Below are 17891 nucleotides of genomic sequence, written 5' to 3'. Positions count from 1 at the left end.
CTGCAAGCTGGTTGGCCCCTGCGGCGAGGTGGAGCTGAAGGAAGGCGTAATTGTGGCAAAGCGTCACATCCATGTAACCCCTGAAGATGCCGAGAAGATGGGCGTGCAGGACAAGGAAATTGTAAAGGTAGCCTGCGGCAACGAAGGCCGCAAGCTGATTTTTGATGATGTTGTGATTCGTGTGAGCGAGAAGTTTGCTACCGCCATGCACATCGATACCGACGAGTCCAACGCTTGCCTGGGTGCCAGCGAGGGCGAAATCGTAAAGTAAGTTAAAAACCCTTGCATTAAACAACCTGAGAGATTGTAAAAGTCTCTCAGGTTGTTTTTGTTTGCCTCTTTGTAAGGAGGCTGCTTTATAAAAAAGCTGCTGCCCGGCAAAAGCCAGGCAGCAGAAAAAAGATATTATGCAGAGGTGTGGGCGCTGGATTTAGCTGTTTTTTCCTGTTTCCAGCGGCGGATGATTGCTGCAACACCCCACACAATCAGACCGGCGGCAATGGTGTTTTCTGCAATCAGAATAAACCAGTAGTTTGCAAAGGGCAACTCTCCAACCACGGTTCCGTGCACAATGCCATTCATTGCATTGGAGTTTACAGTGGTATAAAGGATATGCTTGAGTGCCTGACGGGCATAGTACTGAGAGGCGGGGTTGGTAATATCCAGAGGTGCATCTACCATAAAGCCGGTAAGCTTAAGGTCGCCGCCGGCACGAATGCACTGCTCGGTGTCCATAACGCCGCCACTGTCGTAGTCGGTGATAACGGTGCCGTTAAAGCCCCATTCGTTGCGCAGAACCTGCGTAATAAGGTTGTAATCACCGCCAGACCAGGTGCAGCCTACACGGTTAAATGCGCTCATTACAGCTGCAACAGCAGGAATTTCCACAGTGCTTTGGGTATAGGTTTCGGTCTCCTGATCGTAGTTTTGTACCATAATTTCGGTCGTGGTGCGTTCCTCAATGCAGGTTTGGAAGGGCTTTAGGTAAATTTCACGAATAGCCTGCTCATTGGAGAAGGTGGCTAAGTGGCTGCGGTGATCTTCCTGATCGTTTAGCGCAAAGTGCTTAATGTAAGCATACACGCCCTTTTCGGCACAAGCGTTTACGGCCTGTACAGCCAGCTCGCCAGACAAAAATCCATCCTCAGAGTAATACTCAAAGTTGCGGCCTGCAAAGGGAGTGCGGTGAATGTTCATAGCAGGTGCATACCAGCCGCTGATTAGGCCGATATAGGTGTGGTTGCCCCAGTTGCCGTCGGCGGCCAGAGCGTCTTCGCCTACATAGTATCCGTGCAGGTAGGAGTTTTCACGGTTCCAGCTAGCAGCCAGATTGGTGGCGCAGGGATAGGTGATGGAATAGGGTTCGTGGGTAATACCGCCTTCATTCAGGCCAGAGGGGCCGTCGTAGTCGATGGCACGGGGCTTGCCAATGTTTGCAGAAGCCAGGGTCTGATAGCCGCCATTCAAGATAATGGACTGCAGCTCGCTGGCCTCCATTTGGTTGATGAGCAGATCCCAGCCGCCTTCAGCTTCCACCTCGTCAAAATCACGGCCGCGAAAATCAATCAGCTCCAGGTCGCCGTTTTGGCCAAAGCTGCCAGCCATAGAAGCAGCTTCTTCCTCGCTCATGGGATTCAAAGCAGCAGCAGCGCCTTTGCTTTGAAGCACATTTTTAATTTCGTCAGAAATTTCCACTTCCCAGGTGTAGCCATTCTTTTCGCTGAATTCGCTCTTTCGTTTGCTATCCTGGTTGCCGTGAGTAACGGGATAGGTTCCAACCCAGTCCTGACGGCTCAGGTACTTGCTTCGGGGGGTCAGCTCGTCGTAACTTGCATGGTCGAACTGATTGGTTACGGTGGTGCCGTTGGAAGATACAGCATAGGTTACATTGTCTATGCCGCCGTTTTGAGTGTATTCATAGACCCATTTACCCACAAAATCAGCATTGGGCACACCAAACAGGTTATCGTTTTCTACGCCATTGTAAGCTAGGAAATTATTGTTGGCCGCGTGAGCATTCTCGGCTGCAGTCAACAAGTAATCGCCAGCTTCCAGAATGTAGGTTTTAGCGTTTACATCATCATAAGAAATGAAATCCTTACGGTTTACGGTAATGGTTACAGTCTCGGAGCTGCCAGGCTGAAGCTCGCCAGTTTTTTCAAAGCCAACCAGAGATACGGCAGACTTTTCCACATAGTTGTCCTTATCGTACTGGGTGTAAGGTGCGTTGAGGTACAGCTGGACCACATCACGGCCAGCCAAAGAGCCAGTATTGGTTACAGTAACGCTAACTTTGATATCACCGTTATCGTCCATAGCGCCCATGGTAAAATCAGACCACTGAAATGTGGTATAGGACAAGCCAAAACCAAAGGGATACTGAACGGTATCGGCATAGGTGTACTCGCCAGCATTGCCCTGGCCGGTCATCTTATCGTAATAGCGGGTTTCGTAGTATTTGTAGCCAACATAGATGCCTTCATCGTAAAAGACACCGGCCTCTACATCCTGGCCGTTGTTTACCAGCATCATATCGCCCATATTCTGCATAGCGGGGGCAGAGAACATATCATAGGCGAAGGTATCCACCAGATGGCCAGAGGGATTTACTGCCCCGCTGAGCACATCCACAATGGAGCGGCAGGTGTCGCCGCCGGCACCGGGAGCCCACAGAACAGCAGAAATGTTGGGGTAATTCTGGATCCAGCCCAGCTCAAAGGCATTGTTGGTGTTTACAACAATAATGACATTGTCAAAATTGGCATTGAGATAGTCGATTACCTCCAGTTCTACCGAGTCCGGTTCCAGATAGTGCTTATCCTTGTCGGCATCGGTGCTGGCCCAGTCGCCCATATAGCGTGCCAGGTCACGGCCTTCGCCGCCGGTGCGTGCAATAAAGAATACAGGAGTAGTGCCAGTGGCCTCATCTTTGGCAGTTTGCGGAATGGCAGAAATAGGCGCTTCGTTGATGGACCAGTCCTCTGCACCGCCGTACATGATTGCACCGCCGCCGCGGGTATAGGTGGAGTGATTGTCCGAATAGAATTTCCACAGTGATTCGTTGATGGAAAAACCCTCTTCCAGCAAAGCGGTACGCATATCACTGGAAATGGTGCTTACGCCCGAACCGGTACCGCCCGCCAGCAGGTCAACAGAAGAAGCGGAAAAAAGGCTCAGCTTGCTGCCAGCAGCCAAGGGCAGGCCTTTTCCTTCTTCGGCCTTGTTGTACAGCAGCACAAAGCCCTCGGCACCGGCCTTGCGGGCATATTCCTGTTCCAATCGTTGCAGTTCGCTGGAATCGGTAATATCCCGGGTATAGTAGGTGGAATCCACATCCTGGGCAGCTGTGTTTTTACTGAAGTCGGTTTCGCCAAAAATATCTCGCAAAACCAGATCATACCGGGTGGTGGTAATGACGGAAAGTGCGATGGAAAATGCCAGCAAAATAGCCAGCAAGGGGGTTAGAACGCCGGTGAAAGCCTTGGCGCTCATGCGTTTCTTTTGCTTTCTTTCGTTTGCCATAAATTCCTCCGGATTATCGTAATAGAATGCAAAGAATGGACCGAAAAAACCCAGCGGCAGAGTAAAATGCTGTGCAGTTTTTTCAAAGATGATTAAATGGCCTGTTCCTCCTCAAACAGACCCCATGCATTCACACATAGAAAATAAATTTATAAACAAAAATATTTAATATGCAATGAATAACTAGTGTGAATATAACAAAAAGCAGCACCCAATTACAACGGGTGCTGCTTATTTTGCATATTTTTTTCGTAAATTGTATGAAACTAAGGCATGGGTTTATCGGAGAAACAGAAGGGTGAGTTCAAACAGCTGATTTTCGGCTTTTACCGAAAGTGTGCCCTCGTACTTGTGAGCAATCATGCGAATGCTTTGCATGCCAAATCCATGATAATTTTTATCCGGTTTTGTGGTAACAGGAAGTTCGTTTTTAAAGGTAATAGATCCCTGATAGTAGTTTTCAGCCTGTACACAAATCCAGGGGCCGCGCTGCTGCACATTTAAGGAGATTACCCGCTGGGAGAGGTTTTCCAGCTGGTTTACTGCTGTAAGGGCATTATCCAGGATGTTGCCGAATAGGCAGTAGGCATCTGCACCGTCCATGAAGGAGAGCAATTGACCATCGACCATGCAGGTAAGACGGATGTTGTGCTGCTGGCAATAAAGATTTTTTTCGGTAAGCAGAACATCCAAAAATTTATTTCCGGTTTCAATTCGTGAGTCATATAGAGCGATGCTTTGGCGCAAATCATCCACAATTTGCCGGGCAGGTGTATCCATGTCAGCGGCAAGGGCATTTAGTTTATAGTGAATGTCGTGAAATTTTATATGAATAAGCTCCATGGTTTCTTTGGATATGTTGTACTGTTTTTCGCTTTGCCGTACAACATATTCAAGATGCTCTATATGCTGTTTTAAATCCCTTTGTTCGATGGTACGGCAGATGAGCATAAGCACCACAAGACAGCACAAAACCGAGAACAGGTTGCTGGATTGGCGCAAAACAAAGTATTCCGCCAATTCAAAAGAGTTGCTGAACCCTGTTTGCAGCTTGGAAAAATAAATATCCTCCACAGAACATAGCACCACGGTAATAAACAGGATAAGGGCAGAAATCAGAACTGCCCAGCGATCTACCTTCCAGCTGGAAACCATGCCAATAATCCGCCGGATAAAGCAAAGATACAAAAGCCCGGCGGCAGAAAAAAAGAACAGGTAGTAAATCAAGGAGCGATACTGGAACAGTGCAGCTTCCAGAGTGGGGCAATAGGCAGTTGCATAGCATGACAGGATTAAAAACAGTTTGTAGCAGATGTTTTGCGCAGCATAGGCAAGACTGCAGCGGAACAGGATGGTTAAAAAGCTATGGGCAAAGCATACATACACCTGTAGCACAGTGGCGGCAAACAATAAAGTATAAATCAGGATTCGACCTAAAACGGTTTCGCCCCAAATTGGGTACACCATTGCCACTCCAAACGAAAAAACCAGAATAAGCCCAAGCCCTACGGCCGCTTTTTGCAAAAAACGAGGAGAGCGAGTCAGGTGAGCGGTTGTAAGAAGATAAAAGCAATAGATGGAAAACAAAAATTCCAAAATAATATGCTTGTAAGCAAACAAAGTGTGCGACATAACTTTACCCCTCTGCCAGCCCGGCGGCATACCAGTTTGCTAATTCATTTAAAAAGGCAGCCCGCCTGGGGCGGCTAATTTGCAGAATATGCTCACCAACCTGAACAGTGTTACCTTTTACACGCACCACAAATTTGGGGTTGACCAGATAACAATTGTTGCACCTTAAAAAACCATACGGCCGAAATTGCTGCTCCACAGCAGAGAGCGAGCCGCTCATTTCGATGCAATCACCTACTAGATGGTAGTGTAGCCGGTGGTTGGTTACCTCCACATATTGCAATTTATCAGTAGAAAATCGATACAACCCGCCGGGGCTGTTTAATGTAAAGGTGCGTTCCTCGCTAAAGGTGTAAAGGGCCAGTGCTTTTTTGAATTTAAGCGAAAAGTCAAAATAGCTTACGGGCTTAATTAAAAAGCTGACAGCATCCACCTCGTAACCCTTTAGTGCGTATTGTGCCAGACTGGTTACAAACAAGATGGAGATATTTTTGTCGTACTCCCGCAGCTGCATGGCAGTGCTCATGCCGTCCTTTTGGGGCATCTGAATGTCCAGCAAAACCACGGCATACTGGGATTGATATTGCTCCAGAAAGTCCTGTCCATTGGAAAAATGCATAACACGAAATGTTTGTCCAGTGGCTACAGAATAGTCTGCAATGTATTTTTTAAGCTGCTCTACAACCAGGGGGTTGTCCTCAACAATAGCAATGTTCCGCATGGTAGTTCTCCTGTTCATGGCTCAAAGTAATTTTGTATGAGTTTCACCTGGGATACACAAAAATAATGCACAAGTCACAATATATGTTTCCACTTGTTGCGGTGTTTTGTAATAGTGTATCATTTGATTTTGGATTTGTCCAGGTGAACCAGATTTATCGATATAACAAAACAAGCCAAGCAACTTTGATTGGATGAATACTGTTTTTGGATAAACAATGCGCTGCCGGCGACCGCCGATTTTAAATTCTAATAGGGGGTACAGCTGCTTGAATAAAGGGTAAATGAAGCAATAAAAATAAACCGCTGGTGAAATTGCTCCCGGCGGTTCATTTTGTATCGATATAAGCTTAGGGAAGCCACTATCATAAAGGTGGAAAGATAGCTTAGTTCACAAAAAGGCTGAATCCAGCAAAGAAAAGAGGGGAACATCCCCTGAATCCTCTGACAATCCTCCAACGGATGATAGAAGCTTAATCTGAGTGGGAAGCCCTGAGTGTAACAGCCCCCAATGCACAAGTATTTTATACAAAAGAAAAAGCTTTGGAAACACACAATTTCCAAAACTTTTTGTGGTGGAGATAAGCGGGATCGAACCGCTGACCTCTTGAATGCCATTCAAGCGCTCTCCCAGCTGAGCTATACCCCCATATTCAATTGCAATCTTGTTGACTGCTTGATTATTATAACAGCTATTAGGCGCTGTGTCAATCATTTTTTTAAAATAACATAGATGAAAAACAAAAAAGAAATCAGAAACACCTGGGTGCAAGTTGTAGGAGGTTGATGTAAAATCCATGAGAGGGGAGAGGGGAACTGGGAGGTTGCAGCGTGTGGGAGAACAGACTGCTGGAGAAAATAAAAAAGGGATGGAAACGGGTATGAAAAAAATTGAAATTTCTGCAAAAAAGTGATTGACATTTAAAGTGGTTTGCGATATACTAATAAAGCACTCACGAGAGAGCACAATACATAGGGGTATAGCTCAGTTGGTAGAGCAGCGGTCTCCAAAACCGCGTGCCGAGGGTTCGAATCCTTCTGCCCCTGCCATCAAAAACCTGTAAACAAATCCGTTTACAGGTTTTTTGTTTTGGTAGATGTGAACCTTGAAAGGGTTCCACACCAAACAAAAAAGAACCGATTCATCTAAGATAGAAACCAAACACAAGGGGCAAACAAGAGGAACACAGGGGCTTGCCAGTCTGGTGAAAAGTGCTTATTTTGGACTTTATAGCAGCCCAATCCTACAAGATTTGATAAGCTGTACAGTAAAGGAATTGGCGGCGGTGCAGAATTTAAACGAAGTGAAACAATGAAAAAAGGCCCTCGCTCTTGCAAGAGCGAGGGCCTTTTACATCCCTACATCAGTCCGAAAAAAGCCGGGCAGAGCTTTTGGGGGGGCTGATTAGATCAGGGGGATAATGTTTTCTTGGTTGAAACCGGACTGAAAGAATTCTGAAACCTTACAGAGAAGCGGCAATGGTGGCACACAGACCATCCAGCTCCTGGCGGTTTTCTTCGCTCATGGAGGAGCGAATGGCCACCATGGGCTCCAGCTGGTTCATATTTTTCATTTCAGCCAGCAAAGCCTGCATCTGCTTGCCGCAGGAAGGTGCCCAGCTGCCGTTCTCAATCAGAGCAACGGTGCGGTTTTGCAGGCTCAAAGCCTGCATATCATGCATCAGATTATGAATAGCGGGGTAAACACCGTTATTATAGGTGGGGCTTGCAATCACCAGATGGCTGCAACGAAACACCTCACTGATGAGGTAAGAGATATCGGTTTTGGAAACATCATACACAGCCACATTGCGCACACCCTGCTGAGCCAGCTGGTGAGCCACATAGTTGGCGGCGTTTTCGGTGTTGCCATACATAGAACCATAGAACACAGCCACGGCCTGTTCCTCAGGCTGGTAGCGGCTCCACAAATCGTATTTATTCAGCAGATAACCCAGATTGGAACGCCAGATGATGCCGTGCAAGGGGCAGATGGTTTTGATTTCCAGGCCGGACAGCTTTTTGAGTGCTGCCTGAACCTGAAGGCCGTACTTGCCCACGATGTTGCCGTAGTAACGGCGGGCTTCCGGCAGCCACTGCTTGTCCAGATCCAGTTCATCGTCAAACATGGCGCCATCCAAAGCGCAGAAGCTGCCGAATGCATCGGCAGAGAACAAGGTGCAGCTGGTCTGGTCGTAGGTGACCATTACTTCGGGCCAGTGAACCATGGGCGCAAAGAAGAATTGCAGGGTATGGCTGCCCAGGCAGAGAGTATCCTTTTCTTTTACTTCCAGAGTGCGGTTGGTCAGGTCCAGATCTTTGTGGAACTGCTTGAGGATGGTAAAGGTCTTGGCATTGCCGACCAGAATCATGGAAGGATAGCGCTGCATCAACTCCACGATGGAAGCGCAGTGATCGGGCTCCATGTGGTTGAGAATCAGGTAGTCCAGAGGACGGCCGTTCAGACTGTGGCTCACATTTTCCAGAAACAATTGACCAATGGAAGAATCAACCGTGTCCAGAACAGCGGTCTTTTCGTCCAGAATCAGGTAAGAGTTGTAGGAAACACCCTGAGGAATCGGGAACAGGTTTTCGAACAAGGTCAGACGACGGTCGCTGCCGCCCACCCACAGGATATCGTTTGCAATCGAACGCGTACAATGCATAGAAAAGCTCCTCTCTTAGATTGAAAACTAAGCTGTTATAAAGATACTATGATTTACCCCAAAAGGCAAGAAAAAATCCGGCTTTTAAGGCGATTTAGCAAAAAAAAGACGCAGATTTTTGTGCAGGTCTCAAAAAAGGCTGCACTGGTTAAACCAGATGCAGCCCGCCTTTGGCGCCATGCTTTAAAGTGTAAAGGGCCTGATCGGCCTTTTTGTTGAGTTCCAGATAGGGAACAGGCTGCCGGTGGTTAAAGGCAACACCAATGCTGTATGAAAGTTGAATTTCATGCTCCCCAATCTGCACGGGGTTTTTAACACATTGGGCGATGTGGTTCATTCGCTGCTGTACCTGTTCCGGTGTGCAGTTTATCATCATCATTAAAAATTCGTCACCGCCAAAACGGCACAAATAGTCCTTTTCGCCCACAGTCTGGGCCAAAAGCTGTGCGGTAAACACAATCGCCTGGTCGCCAACATGGTGGCCATATTGGTCGTTGATTTTTTTGAAATCATCAATGTCCAGAATGCCCAGATAAAGCGGTGCGTTGGGAGCGTACTCGGTGGTTTTTTGGTAGTATCGCTCAAACATACTTCGGCTGGGGAAACTGGTGAGCACATCGCCCTGGGGCAGTAAGTCCACGCTGATATGCATAAAGTTCAGGATGTTATCATGCTTATCATAAATAGGAACCACATAGTTCAGATCGTGGTTTACATACCGCCCACCCTGCTGCACATGGGTTTCATAAGAAAAGGATTGCCGCTGGTTGAGCCACTGCTGCATCAGCGAAAAATCATCCAGAGTCAGCCGGCTTCGCATCAATTCAAACAGGTTGCGCTCCTGCTTGTCCAGATAAAGGCAGTTTTGAGCAGCTTCGTTGACAAAAACAATCTGACCGTCCCCATCGGAAATTAAAATTTTGCTGGGTACATGATGCAGGTAAAGGTTTAACTTCTGCCGCTCGTATTCGGCGGTTTTCATGGCACTGATGTCCATAATGGTAACATACCAGCAGTCGTTGACCTTGTCATAAGAGGCGGTATCGTGAATATACAAAATGCGGCCATCTTTATGGCGCATCCGGTATTCAAAATCCAAATCTTCGCCCTTGGCAATGCACTGGGAAACCTCCTTTAAAATTTGAGATACATCGCTGATGACCAACGAAGCAAAACGATTTTGAAACAGCTCATCCACTTCCGAACGGGTGTAGCCTACGATGGAATAAAAATAGTCGTTGGCATACAGGATGGTGGAATAGGAATCGTTTTTGCAGTAAAGAACACCCGCCTTAATTTTGTTTAAAATGTTCCTTTTTTGCTCGTCAAGCACTAGGGAATTCATGGCCTGGGGTACCTCCTGAGGATTGATAAAACAGTCAAAGTCCGGGGATAGGGCAAAAACCTGCCCACTGCAAATAAAATCAGCCGCTCCTTTGCTAGTGCAAACGAACGGCTGATTTTTTGGAGCTGAAGATCGGACTTGAACCGACGACCTGCTCATTACGAGTGAGCTGCTCTACCAACTGAGCCACTTCAGCAACTTGACAACACCGGGTTTTACCAGGGTGGGCAAGTAATATAATACCGAAAAAAATATATCCCGTCAAGAGGCAGTTTCATTTTATGGCAGATTTCCCCGGTTTGGCTGGGCGGGGCGTGTGGCTGGGGTGCAGTGCCAGCAACACGATACAGCAAACCCAAAATACCACCAGGGCTGCGTCCGGCGCACAGCGCAGCCGGGGAATGACCTGCGGGGCCAAGGTGCTTACAGCCGCTTGTGCGCCGGGTATTTGGCCCGCAAGCAGTTTAAACAATCCCACACTTAGCACAAGGTGTACCGGGCGCACCGCCAGCAGAGGAAGCAGCGAAAGCTCCGGCGCTGTAAGGGCTCGTACCTGGAGAAGGACCGAAACGCTTTGCAAACTGAGTACACCACAGCAGCCCAGCAGCCCAAGGCTGCCTCCCAGCGTTGCAAACGCCTGGCAGCCGCCCGTTACCTCCAGCAAACCTGCAAGCGCTGCACGCAGGGCAGGATGAGCGGGCAATAAAGGCGTAAGGCTGCCCTGCAAGGCAGAAAAAAACAGTACAAACCCGCACACATTCAGGCTGGATTTCAGGGCGCTGGCCATTGCCAAAGGCAGGCTGGGGGCGGCGTGCTCCTGCGCAATGGGCCTGGGGGCGGTACCAGCCGGTTGGCGGGACATGAGCTGTGCTGCAACTGCGCCTGCCACCAGATTGGCTCCCAGCAAAGCCAGCCACAGGCATAAGCCAGCGGCGGGGCGTCCCAGCATCAGCATACCCACCGAGGTAACCACAAAGGCAGGACCGGACCCCACCGAACAAACCAGTAGCACCGAGCCATCTCGGCGGGAGATGTCTCCCTGTTGATACAGCTGGGAAACAGAAGCTGCCGCCACCCCAAAACCTCCCAGCCAGCCAAGCAGCAGCGCACTGCCGGCTTTGGATGACTGGATACCTAAAATCCCATGGGTGTAAGGCAGGGCAATAATTCCTAACCAGTTGGAAAGCGGACTGGCGATGATTAAATGAGACACCACAAAAAACGGAAACAGCGCAGGCAACACACTGCGGTAGCACAGCGCAAAACCGGCCTGCACCCCCTCCACGCTAAGCTGGGCCTGCAAACAAAGAAGGGCAAGCATGCCCACCGAGGCAACGCCCCAGGCAATGCCCCAGACGCTGGCAGCGGTGAGAGAGGGTTGGTTCGATTGGTTCATAGAATGAATACTCCTTTCCGGTCATAGAAATGCGATAGGTAACAGATAAAAGGGGGAACCGATATGAAACGAGCCAAAAAGAGCCGTGCATCCCTGGGGCAGACGCTGCGTCAGCTGACCGGTCAACCGCCGAGGGAATTTTATCGGCAGCCAATTTTGCACATCAACTGCCAGGGTCAGGTGGAAATTGAGAACTGCCGCCGCATTCTTGGGTACGACAGTCAGTGCATCCGGCTGGATATGGGGTCCTGGCAGGTGTGCCTGTTTGGTAAAAATCTGCGGCTTGTGGGCATTACCCGACAGCGTATGCTGCTGGAAGGACAGGTTACCACCGCAGAGCTGGCATACAGCGGCCGTAAAGGGAGGGGACGGGAATGAAAGGCATCTGGCAGAGAGCCATGGCCCAGGTGGAATTTACAGCACTGGGGGGGCGCTACGAACATTTTATTGATGTGTGCACCCAGCAGGGGCTGCCCATCAGCAACCTGGTGCCCATACCCGGCGGGGTGCAGGGGCTAGTGCCTGCCCGGCATTACCGCAGAGCAGCCCAGGTGGGCCGCAGCTGCCGCACCCGTTTGCGGGTGGAGCGCCGGAGGGGACTTTGGTTTCGTGTGCGCTGGCTCCGCGGTCGGTGGGGTATGCTTGTGGGGCCGGTGCTGTTTTGGGTGGCAGTGCTGGCGTTTGGGCAGGTGGTATGGGCGGTGCGCTGGTCCGAAAGTCTTACCGATTTCCAGCGCCAGCAGCTGCGCCAGGGCCTTTACTCCATGCATATTGAGGAGGGCGCTGTTTTAAACCAGGAAACGGTGCGCCGAGCAGAAAAACTGCTGCTGAGCCAGCAGCCGGACTTTGCCTGGGTGGCACTGAATTTCAACCGGGGCAGACTGGTGGTTGAGGCTGCACCGGCCGCTCAGAAACCTGCCATTGAAGGCACCGAACCCGGCGACTTGCTGGCTAAAGCGGACGGTCTGCTGCTGGAGGTAAACACAGAACAGGGAATTGCCGCCAAGAAAAAGGGGCAAACTGTGGCAGAGGGGGAGGTGTTGATTCAAGGATGGCGCACCGACCGCACCGGTGCCCATATTCCTACCCACGCCAAGGGAAGCGCTTTGGCCCAGGTGCAAAAGGTCTACCAGTGCAGCCAGCCGCTCACCTACCATGCGCTGGTGGCCCAGCAAGGGGTACAGGAGCATCTGGCAATCCAGCTGCTTGGCCGGCGGTTTGAATGGGGCAGCCAGCCCCAGCAGGCTCAGGCCCTCAGCAGCACCCAGCGCAGCCCCTTGCAGGTGTTTGGGTTTACACTGCCGGCCACGGTGGAGCGGACTCTGATTGTGCCACGCAGTACGGTGCAGGTACAGCTTACGGACCAGCAGGCCGCAGACTATGCCCGCATGGCCTGTTACCAGCAGCTGTACCAGCAGTTTCCGGATGCGGTGATTTTGGAGCATGAGGAGGATTGGCAGCAGCAGGAAAATCAGGTGGAATACACCCTTTGGGTAAAATTTACAGCCGATTTGGTGCAGCGTCAGGAGAGCAGTGGCGAATAGATTGACACTTTGTGACGCAAAAAAACACAAAAATGCTGATTTTACCTAAAAATACAGTTCCCAAGCGGAAAATTTGTGCTATAATATTTGCTGGAAAAATATTTGCTGGTTCTGGAATGGACTAAGTGCCCTGGATGGGAACCAGCGATGATGGCAGCCCCCAAAAGGCAGTGGGCGCCGATAAAAAAACCGATAGAATAACCCAAAAAAGCAGGTGTAAAATGGCTGAAAAACGAATCGAACTCAACAGCATCGACACGGCTCTGGCCATCTTTGGCAGCTGTGATGAAAATATCCGAATGTTGGAAAGCAGCTTTGGAATCACGGCAGTGTGCAGGGGTACCGAGCTGAAACTCAGCGGTGAGCCGGATGCGGTGGCCGCTGCCGGGCGGGCAGTGGATGCCATGCTGACCCTGCTGGAAAACCATACCCCTCTGGAGGAGCAGACGGTGCGCTACTGCATCAGCCTGGCCGATGCAGGGGAAGAAACCCGTGTGCAGGAGCTTACCGAGGATTTTGTGGCCATTACCGCAAAGGGAAGGCCCATCCGCCCCAAGACCCTGGGCCAGAAGGAATATTTGCAGGCCATTCGCAAGAATGCCATTACCTTTGGTGTAGGCCCCGCAGGTACCGGTAAAACCTACCTGGCAGTGGCCATGGCAGTAAAAGCGTTTAAGAGTAAAGAAATCAGCCGGATTATCCTTACCCGCCCGGCGGTGGAAGCAGGCGAAAAGCTGGGGTTTCTGCCCGGTGACCTGCAAAACAAGGTAGACCCCTACCTGCGGCCCCTTTACGACGGTTTGTACGATATGCTGGGTCCAGAGACCTTTCAGCGTTTGCAGGAAAAGCAAACCATTGAGGTGGCACCCCTTGCCTATATGCGTGGCCGAACGCTGGATGATGCGTTCATCATTCTGGACGAAGCCCAGAACACCACCCCGGAACAGATGAAGATGTTTCTTACCCGCATGGGCACCGGCAGCAAAGCAGTGGTTACCGGCGACATTACCCAGATTGACCTGCCGGATAAAAGCCGCAGCGGCTTGGTGGATGCGCTCCATGTGCTGCGCCATGTGGAAGGCATTGGGCGGGTATATTTTTCTGAAAAAGATGTGGTTCGCCATCGTCTTGTGCAGGAAATTGTAAAAGCTTACGACCGGGCAGCTGCTTCCCGTGGCCGCAAAAACGGCTGAAACCAGCAAAGGGCAAAACGGCACAGGCCCGGATTTGCCCTACATAGTTAAAAAGTTAAAGCAGAACCATAAAGCATAAGCAAAATTAAGGAGTCAAAGCAAATGTCCAATAAGGTGTATATCACAAATCAGCAAAAGGCGGTTAAAATCCCGTCTGGTATGCGTATTCTCATCCGCCGCAGCTGCAATGCGGTGCTGGAATACGAAAAATTCCCCGGTTCGGCTGAAATCAGTGTGACCTTTGTGGACAACAAGTCCATTCAAGAGTTGAATTGCCATTATCGTGGCAAGGATATGCCCACCGATGTGCTCAGCTTTCCTCTGGGGCAGGATGGTGTGTACGACAAAAACGAAGACACCGGCGCACTCATGCTGGGGGATATTGTAATTTCCATGGAAAAAGCCATGGAACAGGCCGAACTCTACGGCCATGCGCTCCAGCGTGAGGTGGCCTTCCTTACCGTTCATTCCATGCTGCACCTGCTGGGCTACGACCACGAGGCTGGCGGCCTGGAGGCGGTGCGCATGAGAGAGAAGGAGGAGGCAGTGCTGGTGCAGCTGGGTCTGCCCCGTACCGTGTCTTATACTGCGGATGAAAACTGAGATAAAGCGTTTTTTTGCGGGCTTTGGCTACGCTGCCCAGGGCATTGGGGCCGCATTACGGCAGGAACGCAATCTGCGGTTTCATTGCTGCGCAGCGGCGTATGTGCTGGTGTTCAGCCGGTTCTACACCTTTAGCCCGGTGGAATATGCCCTGCTGTTTTTGTGCATTGGGGGCGTAATGGCCCTGGAACTGATGAACAGTGCCCTGGAACGGGCGGTGCACCAGCCGGACGCTGCCCACTGGGAAACCGCAGGAGCCGCAAAGGATATGGCGGCAGGGGCAGTGCTGGTGTTCAGCATTGCCGCTGCCTGTGTGGGCGTGGTGCTGTTCTGGCAGCCTGCGGTTCTTGCCCGGATGCTGGCCTGGTTTGCAGCCCGGCCCTGGGCAATCTGCCTGCTGGCGGCCAGTGTGCCGGCAGCAGTATGTTTTGTTTGCATACCAAAAAAGAGAGGATAAAAGCGTGGAGACATCTTCTGTATTTGTGGCCCTGGTGGGCCGGCCCAATGTGGGCAAATCCAGCCTGACCAACCGACTGGTGGGCGAAAAGGTAGCGATTGTTACCTCCAAGCCTCAAACCACCCGCACCCGCATCACAGGCATTGTAACCAAAGGCCCGGTGCAGTATGTTTTGCTGGATACCCCCGGCGTGCACATTCCCCGCACCAAGCTGGGCGAACGGATGAGCAAAGCTGCCAGCGACTCGGTGGCGGATGTGGATGTGAGCATGATGCTGTTTGAGCCTTACGGCGAACTGACCGAGGCAGAACAGGCCATGATTTCCGCCCTGAAATCCAGCGGGGGGCCGGCCATTGCGGTTATTAACAAAACCGATACCCTCAAGCGGGACAAGGATCTGGACGAGCGCAAGGCCCAGCTGGAGCAGCTTGGCGTATTTGAGGCCGTTTATGCCACCAGCGTGCGTGCAGACGAAGGCTGTGAAGATTTGTTTGCCGTGCTGGCCAAATATGCCCAGGAAGGGCCGCATTTCTTCCCGGAAGATGCCTACACCGACCTGCCGGAAAAGGCACTGGTAAGCGAAATCATTCGTGAAAAGATGCTGCTGAACCTGTACGACGAAATCCCCCACGGCATTGCCGTTACGGTGGAACGGTTCAAGGAACGAACCGATAAAAACATCATTGATATTGATGTAAACATCTATTGTGAGCGCAAGAGCCACAAGGGCATGGTCATTGGCAAGGGTGGCCAGATGCTCAAAAAAATTGCCAGCCAGGCACGGCTGGACTGCGAAGACTTTCTGGGTTCTAAGGTAAATTTACAGTGCTGGGTCAAGGTGAAGGATGACTGGCGTGACAGCGATTTTCTGCTGAACGATTTCGGGTTCCGTCAAACCAACTAATCCGGCGCAGCGTGGCCTGTGCATAAACAGGCGCCTTGTGGGTCATAGTAACAAAAAAGCCCAGAAGGAGGAAGCTGCCATGGATACCCAGGCAACCTGGAAGGCATTTGAATCTACGGGAGAGATACAGGCGTATCTGCGCTACAAACAGCAGTGCAGCCAGTCGCCTGATTCTGCCGGAAAGGAACACTATGGAACTTGTGACACCCGGCCTTGTGCTGCGCGAGGTGAAACTGGGGGAAGCTGACCGCATCCTCACCATATTAACGCCGGAACACGGGGTGCTTTCGGTATCTGCCAAGGGCAGCCTGCGGCTGAAAAGCAAGCTCTTCAGCGCCTGCGGGCTGTTTTGCTATTCGGAATTCACCCTCTTTGCCGGCAAAACCATCCATCAGGTGAACGACGCCCAGGTAATCAAGGTGTTTTTTGGGCTTCGGGAGCGGATGGAAGCCACGGCACTGGCCATGTATATGGCGGAAATCGCCATGGCTCTGAACCCCATGGGCAAGGAGGCGGACACCCAGCTTCGGCTGCTGCTCAATAGCTTGTACCTGCTGAGTGAAAACAAAAAGGATATCCGGCAGATTAAAGCGGTGTACGAACTGCGCTCGGTGTGCGAGGCAGGTTACCGGCCGGACCTGCTTTGCTGCCAAAGCTGCCATGCCTACGATGGGGGCAGCTTTTACTTTGACCCCATGGCCGGCGTGCTGCTGTGCGGCGATTGCTGCGCCCGCCAGAACCGGGCACCAAATCTGGATGGAGCGGCCCTTACCGCCCTGCGGCATATCGCTTTGGTGGAGGATCAAAAGGTGTTTTCCTTTGCAATACCGCCCCAAAGCCTTGCACAGCTGGGCAGGGTAACCCAGGCCTATGCCCTGCGGCATCTGGATAAACCCATGAAAACATTGGATTTTTTAACTGCCATGCTGGCCTGAGGTGCTACCCGGTACAAAGGTGCCCTCTTGGGCCGCAGCCAGGGCAGAACAAGGAGCAATCATGGAACAAAGTTACTTAAAAACACTGGAACTGGAAAAAATTTTGGAGCAGGCGGTGCGTTTTGCTGTTTGCGCCGAAACCAAGGACCTGCTGCGCCAGCAGCCTGCATGGGAAACGGTGGAGGAGGTGCGGTTTGCCCTTTCGCAGACCGACGCCATCAATACCTTGCTGCTCAAGAACGGCAGCCCCCGCTTTGGCGGCGTACAGCAGGTGGATAAGATTGTGAGCCGTGCGGTGAAGGGCGGCATTCTTTCCATGGCAGAGCTGCTGGAAGTAGCAGGTGCACTGCGCAACTTTCAGAATCTGGTAAGCTGGTACCACCTCACCGAGCACGACCTTCTGCCGGTGGACGACCTGTTTTATGCACTTTCGCCCCAGCCTGCGCTGGAAAAACGCATTTCCGAGTCCATCCTTTCGCCGGATGAAATGGCCGATACCGCCAGCAACACCCTCTTTGAGGTGCGCCGCAAGATTAAGGCCATGGAAAATTCCATACGGGATAAGCTGGACCAAATCATCAAAAACAGCACCACCAACAAGTTTTTGCAGGATGCCGTGGTATCCCTGCGCAATGGCCGGTTTGTAGTGCCGGTAAAATCCGAGTACCGGGGCGAGGTAGGGGGCGTGATTCACGATGTTTCTTCCACCGGCTCCACCGTGTTTGTGGAGCCCACTGCTGTGGTGGAGGCAAACGCCAAAATCATGCAGCTGCGCAGCCAGGAAAAGGCGGAGATTGAGCGGATTCTGGCCTCCTTCACCGACCAGGTGGCCCAAATTGAGCCCATGTTCCAGTTCAGCTACCAGGCAATGCTGCAAATTGATGTGCTGCTGGCCAAAGCAAAGCTGGCACTGGACCAGAAAGCCTATATGCCTCAGGTGGCAGACGGCGTTTGGTTTGATTTGAAAAAAGCCC

Annotated in this window: 15 protein-coding genes, 3 tRNA genes and 1 pseudogene; 11 read left to right on the top strand and 8 right to left on the bottom strand. The window is 51.2% G+C overall.

The window, feature by feature from the left end:
* On the top strand, positions 1-271 hold a 271-nt coding region (locus ACH2EM_RS04080), incomplete at its 5' end, for a PduL/EutD family phosphate acyltransferase (RefSeq protein ID WP_395150829.1).
* 134 nt (positions 272-405) lie between these two features.
* Here ACH2EM_RS04080 and ACH2EM_RS04075 read toward each other — a convergent pair.
* The 4 genes from ACH2EM_RS04075 to ACH2EM_RS04060 all read right to left on the bottom strand — a co-directional run bounded on the left by ACH2EM_RS04075 (position 406) and on the right by ACH2EM_RS04060 (position 6523).
* Positions 406-3522 carry a glycoside hydrolase family 3 N-terminal domain-containing protein gene (locus tag ACH2EM_RS04075; protein WP_395150828.1) on the bottom strand — a complete coding sequence of 1039 codons (3117 nt, stop codon included), beginning with the start codon at positions 3520-3522 and terminating at the stop codon, positions 406-408.
* A 279-nt stretch (positions 3523-3801) separates the two neighbouring features.
* Complete coding sequence (locus tag ACH2EM_RS04070) at positions 3802-4989, bottom strand: GHKL domain-containing protein (RefSeq protein ID WP_395150827.1); 1188 nt, start codon at positions 4987-4989, stop codon at positions 3802-3804.
* Positions 4990-5158: 169 nt separating this feature from the next.
* Positions 5159-5875, bottom strand: coding sequence for a LytR/AlgR family response regulator transcription factor (locus ACH2EM_RS04065; protein WP_395150826.1), 717 nt, complete (start codon positions 5873-5875; stop codon positions 5159-5161).
* Positions 5876-6447: 572 nt separating this feature from the next.
* Positions 6448-6523, bottom strand: a tRNA-Ala gene (locus ACH2EM_RS04060).
* 325 nt (positions 6524-6848) lie between these two features.
* Between ACH2EM_RS04060 and ACH2EM_RS04055 the strand changes: the two genes are divergently transcribed.
* Positions 6849-6924: transfer RNA gene (locus ACH2EM_RS04055), tRNA-Trp, on the top strand.
* Between the two features lie 413 nt (positions 6925-7337).
* Here the strand turns inward: ACH2EM_RS04055 and ACH2EM_RS04050 are convergent.
* The 4 genes from ACH2EM_RS04050 to ACH2EM_RS04035 all read right to left on the bottom strand — a co-directional run bounded on the left by ACH2EM_RS04050 (position 7338) and on the right by ACH2EM_RS04035 (position 11281).
* Positions 7338-8540: an FprA family A-type flavoprotein gene (locus ACH2EM_RS04050; protein ID WP_395150825.1), complete on the bottom strand. Its 1203-nt coding sequence runs from the start codon at positions 8538-8540 to the stop codon at positions 7338-7340.
* A 148-nt stretch (positions 8541-8688) separates the two neighbouring features.
* A complete protein-coding gene (locus ACH2EM_RS04045) occupies positions 8689-9885 on the bottom strand; it encodes a sensor domain-containing diguanylate cyclase (protein ID WP_395150824.1) in 1197 nt (398 codons plus the stop codon).
* A gap of 120 nt (positions 9886-10005) precedes the next feature.
* A tRNA-Thr gene (locus ACH2EM_RS04040) sits at positions 10006-10081 on the bottom strand.
* A 78-nt stretch (positions 10082-10159) separates the two neighbouring features.
* Positions 10160-11281 (bottom strand): hypothetical protein, encoded by a 1122-nt coding sequence (locus ACH2EM_RS04035; RefSeq protein ID WP_395150823.1) that lies wholly within the window; start codon positions 11279-11281, stop codon positions 10160-10162.
* A 63-nt stretch (positions 11282-11344) separates the two neighbouring features.
* Here ACH2EM_RS04035 and ACH2EM_RS04030 point away from each other — a divergent pair, with 63 nt between their 5' ends.
* The 9 genes and pseudogenes from ACH2EM_RS04030 to ACH2EM_RS03990 form a co-directional block, all read left to right on the top strand.
* Positions 11345-11659 carry a YabP/YqfC family sporulation protein gene (locus tag ACH2EM_RS04030; protein ID WP_395150822.1) on the top strand — a complete coding sequence of 105 codons (315 nt, stop codon included), beginning with the start codon at positions 11345-11347 and terminating at the stop codon, positions 11657-11659.
* A complete protein-coding gene (locus tag ACH2EM_RS04025; protein WP_395150821.1) occupies positions 11656-12825 on the top strand; it encodes a sporulation protein YqfD in 1170 nt (389 codons plus the stop codon). Before ACH2EM_RS04030 ends, ACH2EM_RS04025 begins: the two co-directional genes overlap by 4 nt.
* Before the next feature lie 221 nt (positions 12826-13046).
* The gene (locus ACH2EM_RS04020; protein ID WP_395150820.1) at positions 13047-14018 is read left to right on the top strand and encodes a PhoH family protein; all 972 of its coding nucleotides are present in this window, start codon (positions 13047-13049) and stop codon (positions 14016-14018) included.
* Between the two features lie 102 nt (positions 14019-14120).
* Positions 14121-14621, top strand: a complete 501-nt coding sequence (gene ybeY, locus ACH2EM_RS04015; protein ID WP_395150819.1) for an rRNA maturation RNase YbeY — start codon at positions 14121-14123, stop codon at positions 14619-14621.
* A complete protein-coding gene (locus tag ACH2EM_RS04010) occupies positions 14611-15078 on the top strand; it encodes a diacylglycerol kinase family protein (protein ID WP_395150818.1) in 468 nt (155 codons plus the stop codon). The genes ybeY and ACH2EM_RS04010 overlap by 11 nt, the downstream gene beginning before the upstream one ends.
* A gap of 4 nt (positions 15079-15082) precedes the next feature.
* Complete coding sequence (gene era, locus ACH2EM_RS04005) at positions 15083-15982, top strand: GTPase Era (protein ID WP_395150817.1); 900 nt, start codon at positions 15083-15085, stop codon at positions 15980-15982.
* 79 nt (positions 15983-16061) lie between these two features.
* Positions 16062-16229 (top strand): YqzL family protein, encoded by a 168-nt coding sequence (locus ACH2EM_RS04000; RefSeq protein WP_395150816.1) that lies wholly within the window; start codon positions 16062-16064, stop codon positions 16227-16229.
* Positions 16174-16917: a DNA repair protein RecO gene (gene recO, locus ACH2EM_RS03995; RefSeq protein ID WP_395150815.1), complete on the top strand. Its 744-nt coding sequence runs from the start codon at positions 16174-16176 to the stop codon at positions 16915-16917. The genes ACH2EM_RS04000 and recO overlap by 56 nt, the downstream gene beginning before the upstream one ends.
* A gap of 61 nt (positions 16918-16978) precedes the next feature.
* Positions 16979-17891, top strand: a pseudogene (locus tag ACH2EM_RS03990) (endonuclease MutS2); the annotation flags it as partial.

Origin of the sequence: uncultured Allofournierella sp. (assembly GCA_944382705.1) — a bacterium.
GTDB lineage: Bacteria > Bacillota > Clostridia > Oscillospirales > Ruminococcaceae > Allofournierella.
This window is presented reverse-complemented; position numbering and strand designations above follow the sequence as displayed.

Bases quoted from the DNA above. Each gene is read 5' to 3' on its own strand.
- ACH2EM_RS04075 (WP_395150828.1), bottom strand. From the start codon at position 3,522: ATGGCAAACGAAAGAAAGCAAAAGAAACGCATGAGCGCCAAGGCTTTC.
- ACH2EM_RS04070 (WP_395150827.1), bottom strand. From the start codon at position 4,989: ATGGTGTACCCAATTTGGGGCGAAACCGTTTTAGGTCGAATCCTGATT.
- ACH2EM_RS04065 (WP_395150826.1), bottom strand. From the start codon at position 5,875: ATGCGGAACATTGCTATTGTTGAGGACAACCCCCTGGTTGTAGAGCAG.
- ACH2EM_RS04050 (WP_395150825.1), bottom strand. From the start codon at position 8,540: ATGCATTGTACGCGTTCGATTGCAAACGATATCCTGTGGGTGGGCGGC.
- ACH2EM_RS04045 (WP_395150824.1), bottom strand. From the start codon at position 9,885: ATGAATTCCCTAGTGCTTGACGAGCAAAAAAGGAACATTTTAAACAAA.
- ACH2EM_RS04035 (WP_395150823.1), bottom strand. From the start codon at position 11,281: ATGAACCAATCGAACCAACCCTCTCTCACCGCTGCCAGCGTCTGGGGC.
- ACH2EM_RS04030 (WP_395150822.1), top strand. From the start codon at position 11,345: ATGAAACGAGCCAAAAAGAGCCGTGCATCCCTGGGGCAGACGCTGCGT.
- ACH2EM_RS04025 (WP_395150821.1), top strand. From the start codon at position 11,656: ATGAAAGGCATCTGGCAGAGAGCCATGGCCCAGGTGGAATTTACAGCA.
- ACH2EM_RS04020 (WP_395150820.1), top strand. From the start codon at position 13,047: ATGGCTGAAAAACGAATCGAACTCAACAGCATCGACACGGCTCTGGCC.
- ybeY (WP_395150819.1), top strand. From the start codon at position 14,121: ATGTCCAATAAGGTGTATATCACAAATCAGCAAAAGGCGGTTAAAATC.
- ACH2EM_RS04010 (WP_395150818.1), top strand. From the start codon at position 14,611: ATGAAAACTGAGATAAAGCGTTTTTTTGCGGGCTTTGGCTACGCTGCC.
- ACH2EM_RS04000 (WP_395150816.1), top strand. From the start codon at position 16,062: ATGGATACCCAGGCAACCTGGAAGGCATTTGAATCTACGGGAGAGATA.
- recO (WP_395150815.1), top strand. From the start codon at position 16,174: ATGGAACTTGTGACACCCGGCCTTGTGCTGCGCGAGGTGAAACTGGGG.